Genomic DNA, 19439 nt, shown 5'->3' with positions numbered 1-19439 from the left:
TGGTCCTCATAGTCATTCCGGCGTGCTCTTGGCCGGAATCCAGCTGGATGGTGTGGATCCCGGCCAAAAGCGCGCCGGGATGACGATGCGGCGCCCCGCTACCCGCGCCCGTGGCGGGATTCGTAGGACGCCCGTTCGGCCTCGGCGCGGCGGCGCCGGCGGATGTCGGCCAGTTCGGGATCGAGTCCGTGCTTGATCAGGCGGTGGCGGCGGTAGACGTACATGAGAGCGACGGTGAAGTAGATCAGCGGGATGTACAGCAGCGCCATCATCGACAACCCGATCCACAGCGGGCCCGGTACCAGCAGGAACAGGCACAGCACCGGCAGCACGGGGACGAGGAAGCGCAGCAGGTAGCGGCGGCCGGCGCCGCGGCCGGTGAGGTCCTCGAGCACCCACTCGCGCATCGACTCGGGCAGTGTCGCGCCGGCGATGTAGCGCACGCGCTGGATCGGGTCGGGGGTTTGCCCACTCATGCGGTTCTCCCTGCCTCGGCTGTTCCGGCGGCCGCGCGGGCGGCCTGGTTCACACGGGTGAGGATGTCGCGCAGTTCCTCCAGATCGGCGAGGCTCACACCGAGCCGCTCCACCACCGCGGGCGGGATCCGCTCGGCCTGCCGCCGCAGCCCACGCCCGGCGTCGGTGAGGTCGATCAGGAGATTGCGCTCGTCGCGCCGGTCCCGGCGGCGGCTGATGAGTCCGGCCGCTTCGAGCCGCTTGAGCAACGGCGACAACGTCGGCGAATCCAGTTGCACCGCTTCGGCGATGGCCCGCACCGACATCGGCGTCTCGCCCCACAGCGCCAGCATCACCAGGTACTGCGGATGGGTGAGCCCCATCGGCTCCAGCAGCGGCCGGTACACCGCGAGCACCGACCGATTGGCGACGGCCAAGGCGAAACACACCTGCCGGTCCAGCCGCAACGGATCGTCGTCTTCGGTCAGCTCAGGACTCACACCGCAAAGCTTAGGCCGCCAATAGTTAGTGCACAAACTATTAGTGCGAGAGCTGTGCCACAGCGCGGGGCCGGAACCGGTTGCGATCAGGGCGAGAACAACCCTCCTCGAGCCGCTCACCGCTACCTAGGCTGCCCCGACGTGACTGTCACCCAGCGGACCTCGCCGTCCGAGCCCGCCCCGGCCGCGATGTCGCCACGGTCGGTCGCGCTCGGCAGCATGGTCGGCACGACCATCGAGTGGTACGACTTCTACCTCTACGCCACCGCCACGGCGCTGGTGTTCAAGCCGTTGTTCTTCCCGAACGTGTCCTCCACCGCGGGCACCCTGGCCTCCTTCGCCACCTATGCCGCGGGCTTCGGGGCGCGGCCGATCGGCGCGATCATCTCCGGGCATCTCGGGGATCGCCTGGGCCGCAAGGCCGTTCTGGTCGGCGCCCTGCTGCTGATGGGCGTGACCACCGCCGCGATCGGCGTGCTGCCGACCTACGCGCAGGTGGGTCTGCTGGCGCCGGCGTTGCTGGCGACGCTGCGAGTGTTCCAGGGACTGGCGGTCGGCGCGGAATGGGGTGGCGCGGCGCTGCTTTCGGTCGAGCACGCGCCACCGGGACGCCGCGGGCTCTACGGCAGTTTCACTCAGCTCGGTTCGCCCGCGGGCATGTTGCTGGCGACCGCGGTCTTCTACCTGGTGCGGGCCGTCACCGGCGAGGACGCGTTTCTCGATGCGGGATGGCGGATTCCGTTCCTGCTGAGCGCGGTGCTGGTGATCGTCGGACTGCTGATCCGGGTGCGCCTCACCGACGCGGAGATCTTCGGCAGGCTGCGCGAACGCGGCGACATCGCGCGGCTCCCGGTGGTGGAGGTGCTGCGGACCCAGCCACGAAACGTCTTGCTCACCATCGGCTTACGGCTGTCGCAGATTTCGCTGTTCGTGCTGCTGACCACCTATTCGCTGAGTTATCTGCAGGACGAATTCGGGAAGGGCAGCTCGGTGGGGCTGGTGGCGGTGCTGATCTCCTCGGCGCTCGGCCTGGTCAGTACGCCGCTGTGGGCGTGGCTGTCCGATCGCGTAGGCCGCAGGCGCCCTTACCTTTTCGGCGCGGCGGGCGGTCTGGTGACGCTCGCGCTGTTCTTCCTCGCCGTCGAGACCGGGTCGAAGATCGCGGTGGTCGTGGTGATCGTGCTCGGCGTGAACGTCATGCACGACGCGATGTACGGGCCGCAGGCCGCCTGGTTCGCCGAGTTGTTCGACACCCGGGTGCGCTACAGCGGCAGTTCGCTCGGCTACCAGATCGGCGCGGTGCTGTCGGGCGGCTTCGCTCCGCTGATCGCGGCGGCGCTGCTGACCGTGGGCGGCGGGAACCCGTGGCTGATCGTCGTGTACTTCGCGGTGCTGTCGGTGCTCACCCTCGCGGCGGCCGGGTCGGCGCGGGAAACCTACCGGGACGAGATCGGAGCGACACCGTGAGCCGGATCTACCTCAACGCCTTCGACATGGCCTGCGTCGGTCACCAGTCGGCGGGCCTGTGGCGGCACCCCGACGACCAGGGGCACCGGTACAAGGAACTGGGATATTGGACCGAACTGGCGCGCACGCTCGAGAACGGTGGCTTCGACGCGCTGTTCCTCGCCGACGTGCTCGGCGTCTACGACGTGTACGGGGGCTCGCGCGACGCCGCGGTCGCCGACGCGGCGCAGTTCCCGGTGAACGATCCGACCTTGGCGGTATCCGCGATGGCCGCGGTGACCGAGCGGCTCGGGTTCGGCATCACGCTGTCGCTGACCTACGAGCAGCCCTACGCGCTGGCCCGGCGGATGTCGACGCTGGACCATCTCACCGGCGGCCGGGTCGCGTGGAACATCGTCACCTCCTACCTGGACAGCGCGGCCCGGAACCTGGGGCTGGACAAGCAGATTCCGCACGACGAGCGGTACGCCGTCGCCGACGAATACCTCGAGGTCTGCTACAAGCTGTGGGAATCGTCGTGGGAGGCCGATGCGGTGGTGCGCGACCCCGCACGCGGGGTCTTCACCGATCCGGCGAAGGTCCACGACATCGAGCACAAGGGCCGGTACTTCACCGTGCCGGGGCCGTTCCTCTGCGAACCCTCGCCGCAGCGCACGCCGGTGCTGTTCCAGGCCGGAGCCTCGCCGCGCGGTGTCCGGTTCGCGGCCGCGCACGCCGAGGCCGTGTTCATTTCCGGGCCGACGCCCGAGATAGTGCGCGGACCGGTGCGCAAGCTGCGCGAGACGGCGGCCGAACTGGGCCGGGATCCGCGCTCGATCAAGGTGTTCACCATGGTCACGCCCGTGGTGTCGGAGACGCGCGCGCAAGCCGAGGACAAGCTGCGGTCCTATCGGGAGTTCGTCAGCTCGGCGGGCGCGCTCGCGCTGTTCGGCGGGTGGACCGGCGTCGACCTCGCCGAGTTGGACCACGACGAACCGCTGCGGTATGTGGAGACCGACGCCAACCGGTCGGCGCTGGCGTCGTTCACCACCGCCGACCCCGATCGAGCCTGGACACCTCGGGAACTGGCGGACGCGATCGGCATCGGCGGCCGCGGGCCGGTACTGACCGGCGCGCCCGGCGAGGTCGCCGACGAACTCGAACGCTGGGTGGACGAGGCCGACATCGATGGCTTCAACATCGCCTACGTGACCACCCCGGGTACTTTCACCGACTTCGCCCGTCTCGTCATCCCCGAACTCCGCCGCCGCGGGCGGGTCCCGGAAACCTCCGCCCCCGCCACCCTGCGGGAAAGGCTCGGCGGCGCGGGTCCCCTGCTGGCACCCGATCATCCGGGTTCGGCCTACCGCCGGCGCGGTGCGGGCACGGAGCCGGTTCGGCCGGGGTGATTCCGCGGGACTCACCTGCGGCGGCGGCCGAGCGCATACCCTGACCTTCGTGGATGTGCTGGTTGGTATTGATCTGGGGACGGGGAGCAGTAAGGGCGTTCTGGTCCGGCCGGACGGGGTGGTGGTCGCCGAACATCAGGTGGCGCACGAGATATCGCTGCCGCGGCCGGGGTGGGCGGAGGTCGATCCGGTCGGAATGTGGTGGGCCGAGGTGTGCGCGATCAGCCGGGCGCTGGTGGCCGCCGCCCCGGCGGGAGCCCGGGTCGCGGGGATGTGCGTCAGCGGCGTCGGGCCGTGCCTGGTGCTGTGCGACGACGATCTGGAGCCGGTGCGCCCGGCCATCCTCTACGGCATCGACACGCGGGCGTCCGCCGAGATCGCCGCGCTGACGGAGCTGTTCGGCGGCGAGGAGATCCTGCGGCGCGCGGGCAAGTCGCTGTCCAGTCAGGCCGTCGGGCCGAAGATCGAATGGGTGCGCAACGCCGAGCCCGAGGCGTTCGCGCGGGCCCGGCGCTGGTACGGCTCGAACTCGTTCGTGGTGGCCAAGCTGACCGGCGAATACGTCCAGGACCACCACACCGCCAGCCAGTGCGACCCGCTCTACGCCATCCGCGATTTCGACTGGAACGCCGACTGGGCCGCGCGCGTTCTCGGCGACCTGCCGCTGCCGCGCCTGGTATGGCCCGCCGAGGTGGTCGGCACGGTCACCGCCGCGGCCGCCGAGCAGACCGGGATCCCGGCGGGGACGCCCGTGGTGGCGGGCACGGTCGACGCGTACGCCGAGGCGTTCAGCGTCGGCGTGCGCAATCCCGGCGATCTCATGCTGATGTACGGCTCGACCATGTTCCTGGTGCAGGTGCTGGAGAAGTTCCACACCAACCCGGCGCTGTGGACCACCACCGGCGTCGAGCAGGGCACCTTCGCGCTCGCGGCGGGCACCTCGACCGCGGGCAGTCTCACCCAGTGGTTGCAGAAGATCACCGGCGGCGCGCCCTTCGACGAACTGATGGCCGAGGCGGCGGCGGTGCCGCCGGGTTCCGAGGGACTCGTGGTGCTGCCGTACCTGGCCGGTGAGCGCACGCCGGTGTTCGATCCGGACGCGCGCGGCGTGGTCGCGGGCCTGACGCTGCGGCACGGCCGCGGACATCTGTTCCGGGCCTCGTACGAGGGCATCTCCTTCGGCATCCGGCAGATCCTGGAGATGTTCGACGACGCCGACTCGCCGGTCACCCGCGCGGTCGGGGTCGGCGGCGGCCTGCGCAGCCCCGTGTGGACACAGGCCCTCAGCGACATCACCGGCCTCACCCAGTTGCTCCCCGAACAGGCCATCGGCGCCAGCTACGGCGACGCCCTGCTGGCCGCCATCGGCGTCGGACTCGTTGCCCCCGAGACGGATTGGGCCCGCATCGCCCGAGAGGTTCCACCCGATCCCGCCAACCGTGAACGCTACGACGACCTCTACAAAACCTGGCTACAGCTCTACCCGGCGACCCGCGAGCAAGTCCACCGCCTAGCCGAATTCGGCTGAGCCACCGGATATCCCACCACGCTCGCCGCCGCCCAGGGGCCCGGTCAGCTCACCCCGTATCCGCCGTCGATCGGGACCTCCACGCCGTTGATCATGGCGGCGAGGTCGGAGGCGAGGAACAGGGTGGTGGCCGAGACTTCGGCGGGGACGGCGAAGCGGCCCAGGGGAATTCGGGCCAGCATCGGAGCGGACTTCGCTGCCTCGCCCCAGACCTTGCGGCCCATGTCGGTGAGCACCACGGTCGGGCAGACCGAATTCGCCCGCACGCCGCGCGGGCCGAGCTCCAGTGCGAGTACCCGGGTGGCCATCACCAGGCCCGCTTTCGAGGTGCAGTACGCGTAGTGTTCGGGCAGCGCGCGCAGCGCGGCGGCGGAGGCGACGGTGACGATGGCGCCACCGCCGGATTCGGCCATGGCCGTGCCGACCTCGGCGGCCAACAGTGCGGGCGCCCGCAGATTGACGGTGAGCACCTCGTCGAACGCGGCGGCGGTCAGGTCGGTCACCCGCTGCGGATGGGAGATCCCGGCGTTGTTGATCAGCACGTCCAGCCCGCCGAAGACCGCCGCCGCCTCGGCCGCCAGCCGTGCCGGCGCGTCCGGCTCCGACAGGTCCGCCGCCACCCCGGCGGCCCGAATCCCATACTGCTCCTGTAGCTTTCGAGCCTGCGCCGACAACGCTTCGGCATCGCGCCCGGACAGCACCAGTGTCGCGCCCGCACCGGCGAAGGCGTCCGCCAGATCGGCCCCGATGCCCCGGGACGCGCCGGTGATCAGCACCCGCTTGCCGTCGAGCCGGATCGAATTCATGCGCTCTCCAACAGTTGTCGTGCGGTGGCGGGATCGGTCACCAGCCGGTTGAAGTACCCGGCTCGCGCGCCCGCGAGAATCGGCGCCACCTTCTCGCCCCCGACCGCCACCGCGATCCCGACGGGAAGCTGTTGCAGCACCGCCAATTCCACGGCGATCAGCCGTTCGCCGCCGGGAAAGTCGACCCGTGCGCCGGAGCGGTCGTAGAACCGCGAGCACACGTCCCCCACGGCCGCCCGCAGCGACGCCGAGGTGGTCGGCACGAATTGCGGTATGTCGTCGCGCAGCAGCGGGGGAGCGCCGACGCCCATCAGGGCGCACCGCGCCTTCGGCCACAGATCCAGCACCCGCTGGATGGACGGATCGGCGCGCAGGGTGTCGTAGAGGTCCGGCCCCGGAAGCGCCGGAGCGAAAAGGTAATTGGGCCGCCCGCCGAGCTTGCCGGAGATCAGCCGGGTGATCTCGTTGGTCTGGTACCACCCCTCGGGCTGATCGTTGCCGCCGACCGTGGGCACCACCAGCACCCCCGGAATCCGCTCGAGGTCGAACTGGGCCACCTCGTAGACGGTCCGCCCGGAGGACACCAGCAGCACATCGCCCGCGACCAGGCCGACCTCCGCCAGCGCCCACGACACCGCGGGCGCGAGGAAGCTGCCCATCACCTCGACCGTCGGCTTGGCGGGGGTCGGCGCGGGCAGCGGCGCGGACAGGTAGACCCGTTGCAGCCCAATGGCTTCGGCGAGCGATCCGGCGAGGTCGCCGGTGTCGGACAGGTCCGGCGGCCGCACCTCGATGCGCACGATGCCCTGCCGCCTTGCCTGAGACAGCAGCCGGCTCACCGTCGCCCGGCTGACCCGTAGCTTCTGCGCGACCTGCGCCTGCGTGGCGTCCTCCTCGTAGTACATCTTCGCCGCCGCGTAGAGCTGTGACGGCGCGAAAGTGCCGCTGTCGGAGGAGGTCTGCGCCGGAGTATCGGGACTGCTGGGCATGTGTGCAGTATTCCATTGAACATTTGTTCACGCCATAGGTGCTGTGAACATTCGTTCTGGACAGATGTAAACGGCGTGGGTTACTGTGACGGCAGACACAGGATGAAGGGCAGTGCGATGACGGAGAAGATGCAGGCGGTGATCTGCCACGGACCAGGTGACTACCGGCTCGAGGAGGTCCCCGTCCCGGTTCCCGGGCCGGGCGAGGCGCTGGTCCGGGTCGAGGCGGTCGGTATCTGCGCCAGCGACCTGAAGTGCTATCACGGCGCCGCCAAGTTCTGGGGCGACGAGAACCGCCCGGCCTGGGCCGAGACCGAGGTGATCCCGGGCCACGAATTCGTCGGGGAGATAGTCGAAATCGACGCCGAGGGCGCCGCGCGCTGGGGTGTCGCGGTCGGCGACCGTGTCGTGTCCGAGCAGATCGTGCCCTGCTGGAAGTGCCGCTACTGCCTGCGCGGCCAGTACCACATGTGCGCGCCGCACGACCTCTACGGCTTCAAGCGCCGCACTCCCGGCGCGATGGCGAAGTACATGGTGTATCCGGTGGAAGCGCTGGTGCACAAGGTGTCCAAGGAGTTGCCGCCCGCCCACGCCGCGTTCACCGAGCCGCTGTCGTGCTCACTGCACGCGGTCGAGCGGGCCGGAATCACCTTCGACGACGTCGTGGTGGTGGCGGGCTGCGGCCCCATCGGCCTGGGCATGGTGGCCGGGGCGCGCGCCAAGAACCCCGCGCACGTGATCGCGCTCGACATGGCTCCGGAGAAGCTGGAACTGGCCCGCGAGTGCGGCGCCGACATCGTGGTCGATATCCGCGAACAGGACGCTCGGGCCGTCGTCATGGAGCTGACCGGCGGGTACGGCGCGGACGTGTACCTCGAGGGCACCGGCCACCCGTCGGCGGTGCCACAGGGCCTGAACCTGTTGCGCAAGTTGGGAACCTACGTCGAATACGGGGTCTTCGGCAGCGACGTGACCGTCGATTGGAGCATCATCAGCGACGACAAGGAACTCGACGTCCGCGGCGCGCATCTCGGCCCGCACTGCTGGCCCGCGGCGATCCGCATGCTCGAATCCGGTGTCCTGCCGATGGACAAGATCTGCACCCACCAACTGCCGCTCAGCGAATTCCAGAAGGGCCTGGACCTGGTGGCGAGCGGCGCCGAGTCGGTGAAGGTGTCGCTGATCCCGTCGTGAATGCCCCGTCATCCCGGCACGTTTCGGCCGGGATAACTGGGGCAGGTTGACACGGCGGCCGTCGGATGAGGGGACGGCCGCCGGAGGAGAGACGACAACATCAGCCGCCGGTGACGGCGAATCCGAGGAAGTTCGATGAGGGACAGACAGTATTGCGGCCCGCAGATGTCGCGCCGGAACATGTTGCGGGCGATGGGAATCGCGGGCGCGGCCGCGGCGGCACTGCCGGCGATCGCGGCCTGCGGCGTCGGCGGCGGCGTGCACGCCACCAACGGCGCGTCGGAGGTGACGGGGCCGTTCGATTGGCGCGCCGCACAGGGCGCCACACTGAACCTGCTGCAGACCCCGCACCCGTATCAGCAGTCGCTGCAGCCTTTGCTGGCCGAATTCACGCAGCTGACCGGGATCACGGTGAACACCGACCTGGTGCCGGAGGCCGACTACTTCACCAAGCTGAACACCGAATTGGCCGGCGGCACCGGCAAACACGACGTGTTCATGCTCGGCGCCTACTTCATCTGGCAGTACGGCCCGCCGGGCTGGGTGGAGGATCTGGCGCCCTGGCTGGCGAATTCGTCGGCGACCAACGCCGAGTACGACTTCGAGGACATCTACGAGGGCCTGCGCACCTCCACGCGCTGGGATTTCACGCTCGGCTCCGCGCTGGGCACCGGCGGGCAGTGGGCGATCCCGTGGGGCTTCGAGAACAACGTGGTCGCCTACAACAAGGCCTACTTCGATCAGCGAAAGATCGCGCTGCCGGACACTTTCGACAATTTCATCCAGCTCGCGATCGATCTCACCGACCGCTCGCAGAACCGGTACGGCATCGCCACCCGCGGCTCCAAGTCATGGGCGACCATCCATCCGGGATTCATGACCCAGTTCGTCCGGGAGGGCGCTCGCGATTACGAGTTCTCCGGCGGCGAACTGCGGGCCGCGATGGATTCCGATGCCGCGGTCGCGTTCACCGAGAAGTGGATGGAGATGCAGCGACTGGCCGGGCCCACGTCCTGGACCACCTACGACTATCCGAACGCCACCGGTGATCTGGGCGACGGCAAGGCGATGATGGTCTACGACGCCGACAGCGCGACCTACCCGAAGAACAAGCGCGGCGCCAGCGCGCAGGCGGGCAACCTCGGCTGGTATCCGGGACCGGCGGGGCCGGGCGGCAACTACAGCACCAACCTGTGGACCTGGTCGCTGGCGATGAATTCGATGTCGAAGAACAAGCTGGCGGCGTGGCTGCTCATCCAGTGGGTGACCGGCAAGGAGGCGCTGTCGAAGGCCGTGCGGGGCGGCATCTTCGCCGACCCGGTGCGCAAGTCGGTGTTCGACGGGGTGTTCAAGCAGCAACTCGGCGGCATGCCCGGCTACCTGGAGACGTTCGAGGCCGTCATCGGCAGCTCGAAGATCCAGTTCACCCCGCAGAAGAAGTTTTTCGACACCACCGAGGACTGGGCCGTCGCCCTGCAGGACATCTACGGCGGCGCGAGCGCTCGGTCGCGGCTGGCCAGTCTGGCCAAGACCAGTTCGTCGAAGGTCAATCTGTGACCCGCCGCGGGTCGAAGAAAGGGAGGTCGAGATGACCACTCGAGCCGTCAGTCCGCCGGAACCGTCCGGCGCCGTGGAGGTTCCGCGCTGGCGGCGGTCGCTGCGACCGTACCTGCTGTCGGTGCCCGCGGTGCTGATCGTCGTCGGGATCCTCTACCCGTTCGTCATCGGCGCCTACTACTCGGTGCTCAATTACGCTGCGGTGAACCCGAATCCGGTGTTCATCGGGCTGCGCAACTACGCCAGCGTGCTGGGGGATATGCAGTTCTGGACCAGTGTGCGGGTGACCGGGATCTTCGCGGTGGTCGCGACCGCCGTGGAGACGGTCATCGGCGTGGGAATCGCCTTGCTGCTCAACCGATCCAGTCTCATCGGGCGGGTGTTCGAGAAGGTGCTGATCCTGCCGCTGATGATCGCGCCGGTGATCGCCGGGGTGATCTGGAAGCTGATGTTCAACCCGCAGTTCGGGATTCTCAACCACATCTTCGGGCTCGGCTCGACCTTCGACTGGCTGTCGCACGGCAACGCGCTGTGGTCGGTGATCCTGGTCGATCTGTGGATCTTCACGCCGTTCGTGGCGATTCTGGTGCTGGCGGGCATCCGGTCGCTGCCGAAGGAGCCGTTCGAGGCGTCCGCGGTGGACGGCGCGAGCTGGTTCTACATGTTCCGCAAGCTGATGCTGCCGATGCTGTGGCCCTACATTCTGGTGGCGGTCATCTTCCGATTCATGGACAACCTCAAGGTGTTCGACGCGGTGTATGTGCTCACCGCGGGCGGGCCGGGCGTGGCCACGCGCACGCTGCAGATCGGGGCCTTCGAGGACTCCATCATCAATCTCGACTACTCCCGCGGCAGCACCTACATGTTCCTGCTGTGGGCAATCGTTTTCATCACCGCACGCCTGCTGGTGGGCGTGCTCGGCAAGGCGCAGCGTCGCGCCGCTGGAGCGGAGTCGTAGCTCATGGCCAAAGAACTTCTTCCCGGACAACGACGATTCACCGCGGCGTCGGTGGGCGCCGACGTGGTGCTGATCGGCTGGTTCGTCTTCTCGCTGTTCCCCATCGTGTGGATGGTGTTGCTGGCGTTGAAGACTCCCGCCGAACAGACCACGACCTACTTCCGCTTCAGCCCGACGCTGGAGAACTTCGGGACGGTGCTCAGTCGGCGCGGTACCGACCTCACCAGCGTCGATTTCAAGGCGGCACTGCTCACCAGTCTGCTCAATTGTGGTGGCGCGGTGCTGGTTTCGCTGCTGATCGGCATTCCGGCCGCCTACGCGGCGGGCCGGTGGCAGTACAAGGGGTCCAACGACCTGATGTTCACCATGCTGTCGTTCCGGTTCGCGCCGGAGCTGATGGTGATCGTGCCGCTGTTCGTCATCTACAACCAGATCGGCCTGTTCGACACCAAGGTCGGCATGATCTGGGTGCTGCAACTGGTGACCATGCCGCTGGTGGTGTGGATCCTGCGGTCCTACTTCCAGGATCTGCCGGAGGATCTGGAACAGGCCGCGCTGCTCGACGGCTACACGCGGCGGCGGGCGTTCGTGATGGTCGCGCTGCCGCTGGTGCGGCCGGGCATCGCGGCGGCGGCGCTGCTGGCGTTCATCTTCGCCTGGAACAACTACGTGTTCCCGCTGATCCTCGCCGACAGCAATGCGGGCACGGTCACCGTGGCGATCACCAAGTTTCTCGGCGGCGGCGGGCAGGCGTACTACAACCTGACCGCGGCGGCCGCCGTGATCGCGGCACTGCCGCCGCTGCTCGTCGCGCTGACGATTCAGCGGTATCTGGTGCGCGGCTTGTCGTTCGGGGCGGTGAAGTCCTGATGACACAGCTGGCACTCGACGGGCTGACCAAGCGCTACGGCAAGACCATCGGCATCGAGGACGTGTCGCTCGACATCGCGGACGGCGAATTCTTCGTCATCCTGGGCCCGTCCGGTGCGGGTAAGACGACCACGCTGAAGTCGATCGCGGGACTGGTCGACGTGGACGGCGGCTCGGTGCGCATCGGCGGCACGGAGATGACCTCGGTGGAGCCCTACCACCGCAATGTCGCGATGGCGTTCGAGAGTTACGCGCTGTATCCGCAGAAGACCGTGGCGCAGAATCTGGCGTCGCCGCTGCGGTCGGGACGCACGGGCAAGTACTCCGAGGCCGAGCAGCGCGAGCGGATCGACGCGGTCACCCGCACTCTCGGAATCGACCACTTACAGCAGCGTTTTCCGCGTGAGTTGTCCAACGGGCAGCGGCAGCGGGTGGCGTTGGGGCGGGTGCTGGTGCGCCCGGCGGACGTCTATCTGCTGGACGAGCCGCTGTCGCACCTGGACGCCAAGCTGCGCGCCGCCATGCGGGCGGAGCTGCGGGAGCTGGGGCGCATGTCGAATACGACGACGGTCTATGTCACCCATGATTACCAGGAGGCGCTCGCTCTGGGCGACCGGATCGGCATCCTGCGCGACGGTCGCCTGATCCAGGTCGGCACGCCGGAGGAGATCTGGCGGCGGCCGGTCGACACCTTCGTGGCGCGGGCGCTGGGGCAGCCCGAGATGAACATCGTCGGAGCGGACGTGACGGACGGCCGGATCACGGTGCCGGGCACGGGGATCGGTATTCCGGTGCCCGCGGGACTCGAGGTTTCCGGCGGTGGCGCGCGACTGGGTCTGCGGCCCTGCGACATCACCGTCGGTGCGCGTGGCCAGGGCGATGTCGCCGGGCGCGGCGGTGACGCGCTGTCCGTCCTCGGCCGGATCACGTTGGCGGAGCGGCTGGGCCGCAATGTCGAGGTGTCGGTCGATATCGGCGGGGTGTCGCTCATCGCGCTGTCCGCGGGTGGCGCGCACGTCCGCGAAGGCGCGGAGGTGACGTTGACCGTGCCGCTCGACGACGTACACGTGTTCGTGGCGGGCGATTCCGGCACCGACAGTCGGCGGCTGGGCACAGCGGGCAACACCGGCCACCGGCCCGGCGCAGCCGTCCCGACACCGGAGGAGAGACAATGACATCCGAGGCGACAGCGACTGCGCCCGGTGCGCCGGGGCGGAGCGTTGCCCAGCGACTTACGCTGGAACGGCTCACGAAGACCTACTCCGCGCGCGGCCGGGAGAGTTTCGAGGCGGTCAAGGGCATCGAACTCGATATCGAACCCGGGGAACTGGTTGCGCTGCTGGGCCCTTCGGGCTGCGGCAAGACGACGACGCTGCGGATGATCGCCGGACTGGAGACCGTGACCAGCGGCGCCATCCGTATCGGGGAGCGCGACATCACCGGACTGCCGCCCGGAAAGCGCGGTGTCGGTGTGGGTTTCGAAAGCTACGCCCTGTATCCGCCGCTGTCGGTGCGGGAGAATCTGGCCTACGGGTTGAAGGCGCGCAAGGTGGCCGGGGCGGACCGGCTGGTCGGCGAGATCGCGCGGCGGCTGGAGCTGGCGGACCTGCTGGACTTGCGGCCCGCCGGGCTGTCCAGTGGTCAGAAGCAGCGCGTGGCGCTCGCCCGCGCGCTGGTGCGCAACCCGCCGGTGCTGTTGCTGGACGAACCGCTCTCGCATCTGGACGCCTCGGCCCGGCAGCGGGTGCGCCGCGAATTGAAGGTGCTGCAACGGGAATTCGGGTACACCACCATTGTCGTCACGCACGACCAGGTGGAGGCGCTGAGCCTGGCGGACCGGCTGGCCGTGATGGACGGCGGGGTCATCCAGCAGTTCGGCACGCCGGACGAGGTGTTCGATGATCCGGCGAACCTGTTCGTCGCCGGGTTCGTCGGGGAGCCGCAGATCAACATTGTCGATGGAGTGGTGCGGCGGGAGGGATCGAGTACATCGGTCCGGATCGGTAGCGGCGCACTGCCTGTCGCGGCGGCGGAGGTCTCCAGCGGGCAGCAGGTGAAGGTGGGTGTGCGTCCGCAGGATTGCCGTCTCTCGGCGGGAACGGCTGGTGAATTGCCCTGCACCGTAAGGTATTTCGAGCATCTGATGGAATTCGGCCGCGCCGCGGTGGACGTGCCCGGCGTGGACGCGCCGGTGCTGGTGGAGACCCCGGCGGACGAGCGGTTCGACGCGGGGCAATCCGTCGCGCTGTCGGCGCCGCCCGAGCGTGTCTACCTGTTCGACCCGGATTCCGGAAAACGTTTGCGATAGAGGGTTTCTCATGACGTGGCTCTACAACGACCCGGCGTCGTTCACCGAGGACATGCTGACCGGATTCCTCGACGCCAATGCGGAATACGTGGTCGGTGTGCCCGGCGGCGTGGTGCGGATCGCTCCTACCCGGCCCGGCAAGGTGGCCGTGGTGGTCGGCGGGGGATCGGGCCACTACCCGGCATTCTGCGGGGTGGTGGGTCCCGGCTTCGCCGACGGCGCGGTGGTCGGCAACATCTTCACCTCGCCGTCGGCCGCCGACGCGATCTCCGTCGCGCGGGCCGCCGACAGCGGTGCCGGGGTGCTGCTCACCACCGGCAATTACGCGGGTGACGTGATGAATTTCGGCCTGGCCGTGGAACAGTTGAACGCCGACGGGATCGCCGCGCGCTATTTCGCGGTCACCGACGACATCGCCAGCGCGCCCGCCGGTGAAGAGGACCGGCGGCGCGGAATCGCCGGGGATTTCACGGTTTTCAAGTGTGCGAGCGCGGCGGCCGAGGACGGTTACGACCTCGACGGCGTGACTCGGGTCGCGGCGCTGGCCAACCGCAACACCCGGACGCTCGGCGTCGCGTTCGACGGCTGCACGCTGCCCGGCGCGGCGGGTCCGCTGTTCACCGTCGAGAAGGGGACCATGGGCCTGGGGCTCGGCATCCACGGTGAGCCGGGCGTCGCGACCCACGACCTGCCCGCCGCCGCCGACCTCGCCCGCTTGCTCGTCGAGGGTGTGCTGGAGGACCGTCCCTCCGGCGGCGGTACGCGAATCGCGGTGATCCTCAACGGTCTCGGCCGCACCAAGTACGAGGAACTGTTCGTCCTCTGGGGCACCGTCGCCCCGTTGCTGCGCGCCGCGGGCTACACCGTCGTACACCCCGAGGTCGGAGAACTCGTCACCAGCCTCGACATGGCGGGCTGCTCCCTCACGGTGATGTGGCTCGACGACGAACTGGAACGATTGTGGACCGCACCGGCCGACACCCCGGCATACCGGCGCGGCACCATTTCCGGTGTGGGCAAGACATTCTCGGGCGCAGGCGACGCGGCGGACATCGGCACACACTCGTTCGGTGAGGTCGCACGCGCGTCCGGTCGCGTCGCCTCGGATGGTGCGGTACGAGGTCCGCACCGGACTGCCGCCGAGACCACTTTCTCTGAGCGTCCCGCCGCCCCATCGCCGGATTCCGCCCTCGGCCATGCGTACTCGGGAGGTTCGGCGCATGGATCGTCCGGGCATGGAATCGGGGAGAGGGCTGGGCTGTCGCCGAGCCGTGCTGCCGAGATGGCGAGCAGCGCACCAGGTCTTGTGGCCGGAGCATCGCCGACCGGCCGTTCGGCAAGGGTGGAGGCGGACGACCGCAATCGCGCTGAGCGGCCACGCCACCGAGCGGGTTCGGGAGAGCCACATGGAAAGGCCAGGCCCGCAGCCGAAGATGAGGTAGGTCGCGGTGCCGGGCAGGCAGCGGGCCGTTCCGCCGACGGCACAGCGCAGCCGACCACGTCCGGGGCCGGTGGCTCCGGCCGAGCGGCGGTGGCCGCCGATGCCGCGGGGCGGGAATGCGGTGTGTGGGTCGCGCGGGCATTGCGGGCTGTGGCGGCGGAAATGGTTGTGGTGGAAGAGGAATTGGGCCGTATCGATGCCGTTGCCGGGGATGGGGATCACGGGCGCGGCATGGTCCGGGGTACCGCGGCGGCTCGTGCGGCTGCCGACGCCGCGGTGGCTCAGGGTGCCGGGCCGGGCAGTGTCTTGAAAGCCGCCGGTGCGGCGTGGGCCGCGCAGGCGGGCGGCACGTCCGGAGTGTTGTGGGGTGCGGCGCTGACCGCGCTCGGCGGTCGGCTCGGTGACGTCGGGATCCCGGGAAACGCGGAAATCGCTGCGGGAGTGCGGGATGCCTATGACGCACTCACCCGGCTCGGTCGCGCGCAACCGGGCGACAAGACCATGCTGGACGCGCTGCTGCCATTCCTCGTGGCCGCCGAACGCGGCGAAAGCTGGCGTGCCGCAGTAGACATCGCCGAGGCCGCCGCTCAGGAGACGGCGACCTTGCGTCCGCGGATCGGCCGGGCCCGGCCGCTGGCCGAACGGAGCGTGGGCAGTCCCGACGCGGGCGCGATCTCCCTCGCCCTGTGCGTGCGCACGGTGGTCAGCGAATTGGAAACCGTTGTTGCGGAAGGAGTTCGCCGATGACCGGGCAGCTACGCATCGTGGTCGGCTGCGACGACGCGGGCCTCGACTACAAGAACGCCATCAAGGCGGACCTGGAGGCCGACGAGCGCGTGGCCGAGGTGCTCGACGTAGGTGTCGGGGCCGAGGAGCACACCGCCTACCCGCACATCGCGGTGGCGGCAGCCCGCCTGATCACCGACGGCAGGGCGGACCGGGCGCTGCTCGTCTGCGGCACCGGGCTCGGCGTCGCGATCAGCGCCAACAAGGTGCCGGGGATCCGCGCCGTCACCGCCCATGACAGCTTCTCCGTGGAGCGGTCGGTGCTCAGCAACGACGCCCAGGTGCTGTGCTTCGGGCAGCGCGTGGTCGGCCTCGAACTGGCCCGGCGGCTGGCCAAGGAATGGCTCGGCTACCACTTCGATCCCGAGTCGGCGTCGGCGGCGAAGGTGGCGGCGATCGGGCGGTACGAGAGCGCCTGACGCGTAAGGTCGGCGGGGTGACGGTCGCAGAGGAATTCCTGTTGCTCGCCTACCGCAACGACACCGGCAAGCCGCGGATCGGCGGCACCCAGTTGAACGCCGCGCTGGCCGGCGCCGCGATCGTGGAACTCACCCTCGCGGGCGCCCTGCGCCTGACCGAGGCCGACGAACCCGGTCACAAGAAGGGCCGCCTCGTAGCCACCGGCACCCAACCGGACGACCCGCGCCTGGCAGAACTCGTCACCGTCGCCCACGGCCGCAAACCCAAGGACGCCGTCGGCAAGGTCGCCGGCTTCGGCGCCTGGCGCAGCCCCTCCCAGAACCTGCGCGAGGCCCTGCTCCACGACCTCGCCGACGCAGGCCAATGCACCGCCGCCACCACCAAAATCCTCGGCCTCTTCCCGACCACCACGTGGAAACCGAACCCCACCGGCGACAAATCCGCCATCGAGCGCCGCGTACGCGCCGCCGTCGTCGACGCGACCACCCCCGACGACCGCACCGCCGCCCTCCTCTCGATCCTGCACGCCGTAGACCTCCTCCCCAAACTCTTCCCCGACGCCGACAAACGCGCCCTCAAACGCCGCGGCAAAGAAATCAGCGAGAGCGAATGGGGCGGCCCCGCAGTCCGCAAGGCCGTCCAGGAAGTCCAAGCCGTCACGGTCGCCGTCGTAGTCGCCACCACCACAGCCACCAGTGCAGGCAGCTAAGTTGGTGGCCGGCCGGCCCGCACGGACACAATCGGCCACCAAATGGCGAAAATGGCCGTCTCGCAGCAGTTCGTGACCGCGCAGGCCGGACCGATCCGATGCGAGCAAGGGGAAAGGCATGCAGGACATCTATGTGGTGACGCACCCTCATGCCGAGCACACTGCCCAGGACCTTGTCGGAGGCTGGTTCGATTCCCGGCTCGCCCCGAACGGCCGGGACGATGCCGCGCTCGTGGCCCGCGAGTTGGCGCGGCGGGGTGCGGAAATGTCACGGCCCGTACGGATTACGACATCGGACCTGGCTCGCTGTGCCGAGACGGCGGGGATCGTGGGGGAAGCGTTGGGAGTCCCTGTAACCGAGGATTCTCGGTTGCGGGAGATCAGCTTCGGGGAGGCCGAGGGGCGGCCGAACGCGTGGCTGGCGGAGCGGCAGGTGCCCGCTCCCGATCATGATCGGCTCGATCATCGTGGACCGATCGCCGGGGCCGAGACACGGCGGGAAGTGGCGAGCCGGGTCGGTGCGTGTGTGACGGAGTTGATGGCCGATGCCGCCCACGACCATGTTGTTGTCACGCACGGGTATGCGCAGACTTTCGTCGTCACGGCATGGCTGCGGATTCCGGTGGAGGCAACGGGATTCGTGTCGTTCGCGACGCGGCCGGGCGCCATCACGCATTTGCGGCAGGACGACTACTGGCGCAACCGGAGTGTCGTGGCTCTTGCCGATACCTCGCACTTGGTCAGGCGGAGGTTACGGTCGTGAGTGCGTGCAGCGACTCCTGCATGAAATCCGCCAGATCGCGGTTGGCGGGGTGTTCGATCCAGCGCTCGTAGGAGATTTTGAAGACGGCGATGCCTGCCTCGGCGGCGAGGCTCGCGGCGGGGTCCGGGACGCCGCGGCGGCGCAGGGCGGCGGCCAGGGCCGAGGCCAGGGCGGCCAGTTTCATCAGCTCGCGCTCCTGCAGTTCGGTATTCGCGGCGATGGCGGCGTGGCGGCGGCGGTTGAAATCGGGGTTCTGCTGGAAGAGGTCGGCGGTGGCATGCAGGGCGATGCCGATCGCGGTCAGCGGTGCCGCCGACTCGGGCGCGGCATCCAGTGCGCCGACCATGAGGTCGCGCAGCGCGTCCTGGCCCGAGAACAGGACCTCGCGTTTGTCGGCGAAGTAGCGGAAGAAGGTTCGCTCGGTCAGTCCGGCGCGCTGGGCGATCTCGGCGACGGTGGTCTGGTCGAACCCGCGCTCGGCGTACAGCTCCAGCGCCGCCTGGACCAGGCGGCCGCCCGCGTTGGGTTCCCATCGACTCATCCCACGATCCTATTTGCCGACAGGAACTGACATCAACGTGCGCGGGACTCGTTCCGATCGCCGGCGTAGCTGCGGGCGACGAGCGCGGAGCGCAGATACCACAGGCCCGCGGCGTGGGTGGGATCGAAACCGGTCAGGCTGCCGATGCGTTTGAGGCGGTAGTCGACGGTGTTGGTGTGCACGTGGAGAAGTCGGGCGGTCTTCTGCCGGTTCAGATTGTGCGCGATGTGGGTGCGCAGCGTTTCGAGAAGTTCGGGATGCTGGTCGAGCGGCGCGAGCAGCGCACGCAGAAAGTCCAGGCCCGGCCCCGGCCTGGTCAGCTGGTACTCGAGGGCGAGATCGTCGAAGCGGTACAGGCCCGGCTCCAGGTCGAGGCGGGTGACCATGTCGAGCAGTTGGTGCGCCTGGTCGGCCGCGCGCGGAATGGCGTCGGTCTCGGTGGTGACGACGGTCGCGGTGACCGGTACGCGCGCGGCGAGCGAGAGTGCGGCGATGAGTTCGTCGAGGGTGTCGAGTTCTTCGGTGTGGGGGAGGAGGAGGGTGCCGCCGTCGGTGGAGAGGAGGTGGAGGGGTGTGGTGTGGGTGGTGGTGGCGAGTTGGGCTTGGAGTCGGCGGAGGTTGCGGCGGGCGATGATGTGGGGGTTGAGGGTGGGGTTGTGTTCGTCGGGGTGTGGGGGGATGTGGAGGGCGAGGGTGTGGTAGGTGTCGGTGGTTTCGATGCCGCATTCGCGGGTGAGGGTGGTGGTGGCGGCGTCGGTG

19 protein-coding genes and 1 pseudogene are annotated in these 19439 nt (G+C 69.0%); 14 read left to right on the top strand and 6 right to left on the bottom strand.

The window, feature by feature from the left end; translation table 11 throughout:
* Positions 1-98 precede the first annotated feature (98 nt).
* Positions 99-476, bottom strand: coding sequence for a DUF5313 family protein (locus QH470_RS18265; protein ID WP_280273589.1), 378 nt, complete (start codon positions 474-476; stop codon positions 99-101).
* Positions 473-955 (bottom strand): MarR family winged helix-turn-helix transcriptional regulator, encoded by a 483-nt coding sequence (locus tag QH470_RS18260; protein WP_280273588.1) that lies wholly within the window; start codon positions 953-955, stop codon positions 473-475. Before QH470_RS18260 ends, QH470_RS18265 begins: the two co-directional genes overlap by 4 nt.
* A 219-nt stretch (positions 956-1174) precedes the next feature.
* Between QH470_RS18260 and QH470_RS18255 the strand changes: the two genes are divergently transcribed.
* From QH470_RS18255 to QH470_RS18245, 3 genes are read left to right on the top strand one after another with little or no spacing between them, the layout of a single operon-like run.
* A complete protein-coding gene (locus QH470_RS18255; protein WP_280273629.1) occupies positions 1175-2422 on the top strand; it encodes an MFS transporter in 1248 nt (415 codons plus the stop codon).
* On the top strand, positions 2419-3810 hold the full coding sequence (locus QH470_RS18250; RefSeq protein ID WP_280273587.1) for an LLM class flavin-dependent oxidoreductase: 1392 nt from the start codon (positions 2419-2421) through the stop codon (positions 3808-3810). The genes QH470_RS18255 and QH470_RS18250 overlap by 4 nt, the downstream gene beginning before the upstream one ends.
* 49 nt (positions 3811-3859) lie before the next feature.
* Positions 3860-5338, top strand: coding sequence for an FGGY-family carbohydrate kinase (locus QH470_RS18245; protein ID WP_280273586.1), 1479 nt, complete (start codon positions 3860-3862; stop codon positions 5336-5338).
* A 44-nt stretch (positions 5339-5382) separates the two neighbouring features.
* On the opposite strand, the gene QH470_RS18240 is transcribed toward QH470_RS18245, so the two are convergent.
* A complete protein-coding gene (locus QH470_RS18240; protein WP_280273585.1) occupies positions 5383-6144 on the bottom strand; it encodes an SDR family NAD(P)-dependent oxidoreductase in 762 nt (253 codons plus the stop codon).
* A complete protein-coding gene (locus QH470_RS18235) occupies positions 6141-7133 on the bottom strand; it encodes a sugar-binding transcriptional regulator (RefSeq protein ID WP_280273584.1) in 993 nt (330 codons plus the stop codon). The genes QH470_RS18240 and QH470_RS18235 overlap by 4 nt, the downstream gene beginning before the upstream one ends.
* Before the next feature lie 117 nt (positions 7134-7250).
* On the opposite strand from QH470_RS18235, the gene eltD reads away from it, so the two are divergent.
* The 11 genes and pseudogenes from eltD to QH470_RS18185 all read left to right on the top strand — a co-directional run bounded on the left by eltD (position 7251) and on the right by QH470_RS18185 (position 18139).
* Entirely contained in the window at positions 7251-8327 is a 1077-nt protein-coding gene (gene eltD / locus QH470_RS18230; RefSeq protein WP_280273583.1) for an erythritol/L-threitol dehyrogenase, read from the top strand.
* Between the two features lie 135 nt (positions 8328-8462).
* Positions 8463-9884: an ABC transporter substrate-binding protein gene (locus QH470_RS18225; RefSeq protein WP_280273582.1), complete on the top strand. Its 1422-nt coding sequence runs from the start codon at positions 8463-8465 to the stop codon at positions 9882-9884.
* A gap of 31 nt (positions 9885-9915) precedes the next feature.
* The gene (locus QH470_RS18220; RefSeq protein ID WP_280273581.1) at positions 9916-10842 is read left to right on the top strand and encodes a carbohydrate ABC transporter permease; all 927 of its coding nucleotides are present in this window, start codon (positions 9916-9918) and stop codon (positions 10840-10842) included.
* Between the two features lie 3 nt (positions 10843-10845).
* The gene (locus QH470_RS18215) at positions 10846-11712 is read left to right on the top strand and encodes a carbohydrate ABC transporter permease (RefSeq protein WP_280273580.1); all 867 of its coding nucleotides are present in this window, start codon (positions 10846-10848) and stop codon (positions 11710-11712) included.
* Entirely contained in the window at positions 11712-12887 is a 1176-nt protein-coding gene (locus tag QH470_RS18210) for an ABC transporter ATP-binding protein (RefSeq protein ID WP_280273579.1), read from the top strand. Before QH470_RS18215 ends, QH470_RS18210 begins: the two co-directional genes overlap by 1 nt.
* A complete protein-coding gene (locus QH470_RS18205) occupies positions 12884-14020 on the top strand; it encodes an ABC transporter ATP-binding protein (RefSeq protein ID WP_280273578.1) in 1137 nt (378 codons plus the stop codon). The genes QH470_RS18210 and QH470_RS18205 overlap by 4 nt, the downstream gene beginning before the upstream one ends.
* Positions 14021-14030: 10 nt before the next feature.
* Positions 14031-15020 (top strand): annotated as a pseudogene (locus QH470_RS38260) (dihydroxyacetone kinase family protein); the annotation flags it as partial.
* Between the two features lie 282 nt (positions 15021-15302).
* Positions 15303-16208, top strand: a complete 906-nt coding sequence (locus QH470_RS38255) for a DAK2 domain-containing protein (RefSeq protein WP_425302698.1) — start codon at positions 15303-15305, stop codon at positions 16206-16208.
* On the top strand, positions 16205-16666 hold the full coding sequence (locus QH470_RS18195) for a ribose-5-phosphate isomerase (RefSeq protein ID WP_280273576.1): 462 nt from the start codon (positions 16205-16207) through the stop codon (positions 16664-16666). The genes QH470_RS38255 and QH470_RS18195 overlap by 4 nt, the downstream gene beginning before the upstream one ends.
* Positions 16667-16683: 17 nt before the next feature.
* Positions 16684-17376, top strand: coding sequence for a GOLPH3/VPS74 family protein (locus QH470_RS18190; RefSeq protein ID WP_280273575.1), 693 nt, complete (start codon positions 16684-16686; stop codon positions 17374-17376).
* A 118-nt stretch (positions 17377-17494) separates the two neighbouring features.
* A complete protein-coding gene (locus QH470_RS18185; protein WP_280273574.1) occupies positions 17495-18139 on the top strand; it encodes a histidine phosphatase family protein in 645 nt (214 codons plus the stop codon).
* Here QH470_RS18185 and QH470_RS18180 read toward each other — a convergent pair.
* Together QH470_RS18180 and QH470_RS18175 are read right to left on the bottom strand one after the other, a co-directional pair.
* The gene (locus QH470_RS18180) at positions 18117-18680 is read right to left on the bottom strand and encodes a TetR/AcrR family transcriptional regulator (protein ID WP_280273573.1); all 564 of its coding nucleotides are present in this window, start codon (positions 18678-18680) and stop codon (positions 18117-18119) included. The genes QH470_RS18185 and QH470_RS18180 overlap by 23 nt on opposite strands.
* Before the next feature lie 32 nt (positions 18681-18712).
* The coding region (locus QH470_RS18175; protein WP_280273572.1) for a PucR family transcriptional regulator at positions 18713-19439 on the bottom strand (727 nt) is incomplete at its 5' end.

It is taken from the genome of Nocardia wallacei (genome assembly GCF_029868745.1).
Lineage (GTDB): Bacteria > Actinomycetota > Actinomycetes > Mycobacteriales > Mycobacteriaceae > Nocardia > Nocardia wallacei_B.
Note: the sequence above shows the minus strand (reverse complement) of the source record. Positions and strands in the feature narration are given on the sequence as shown.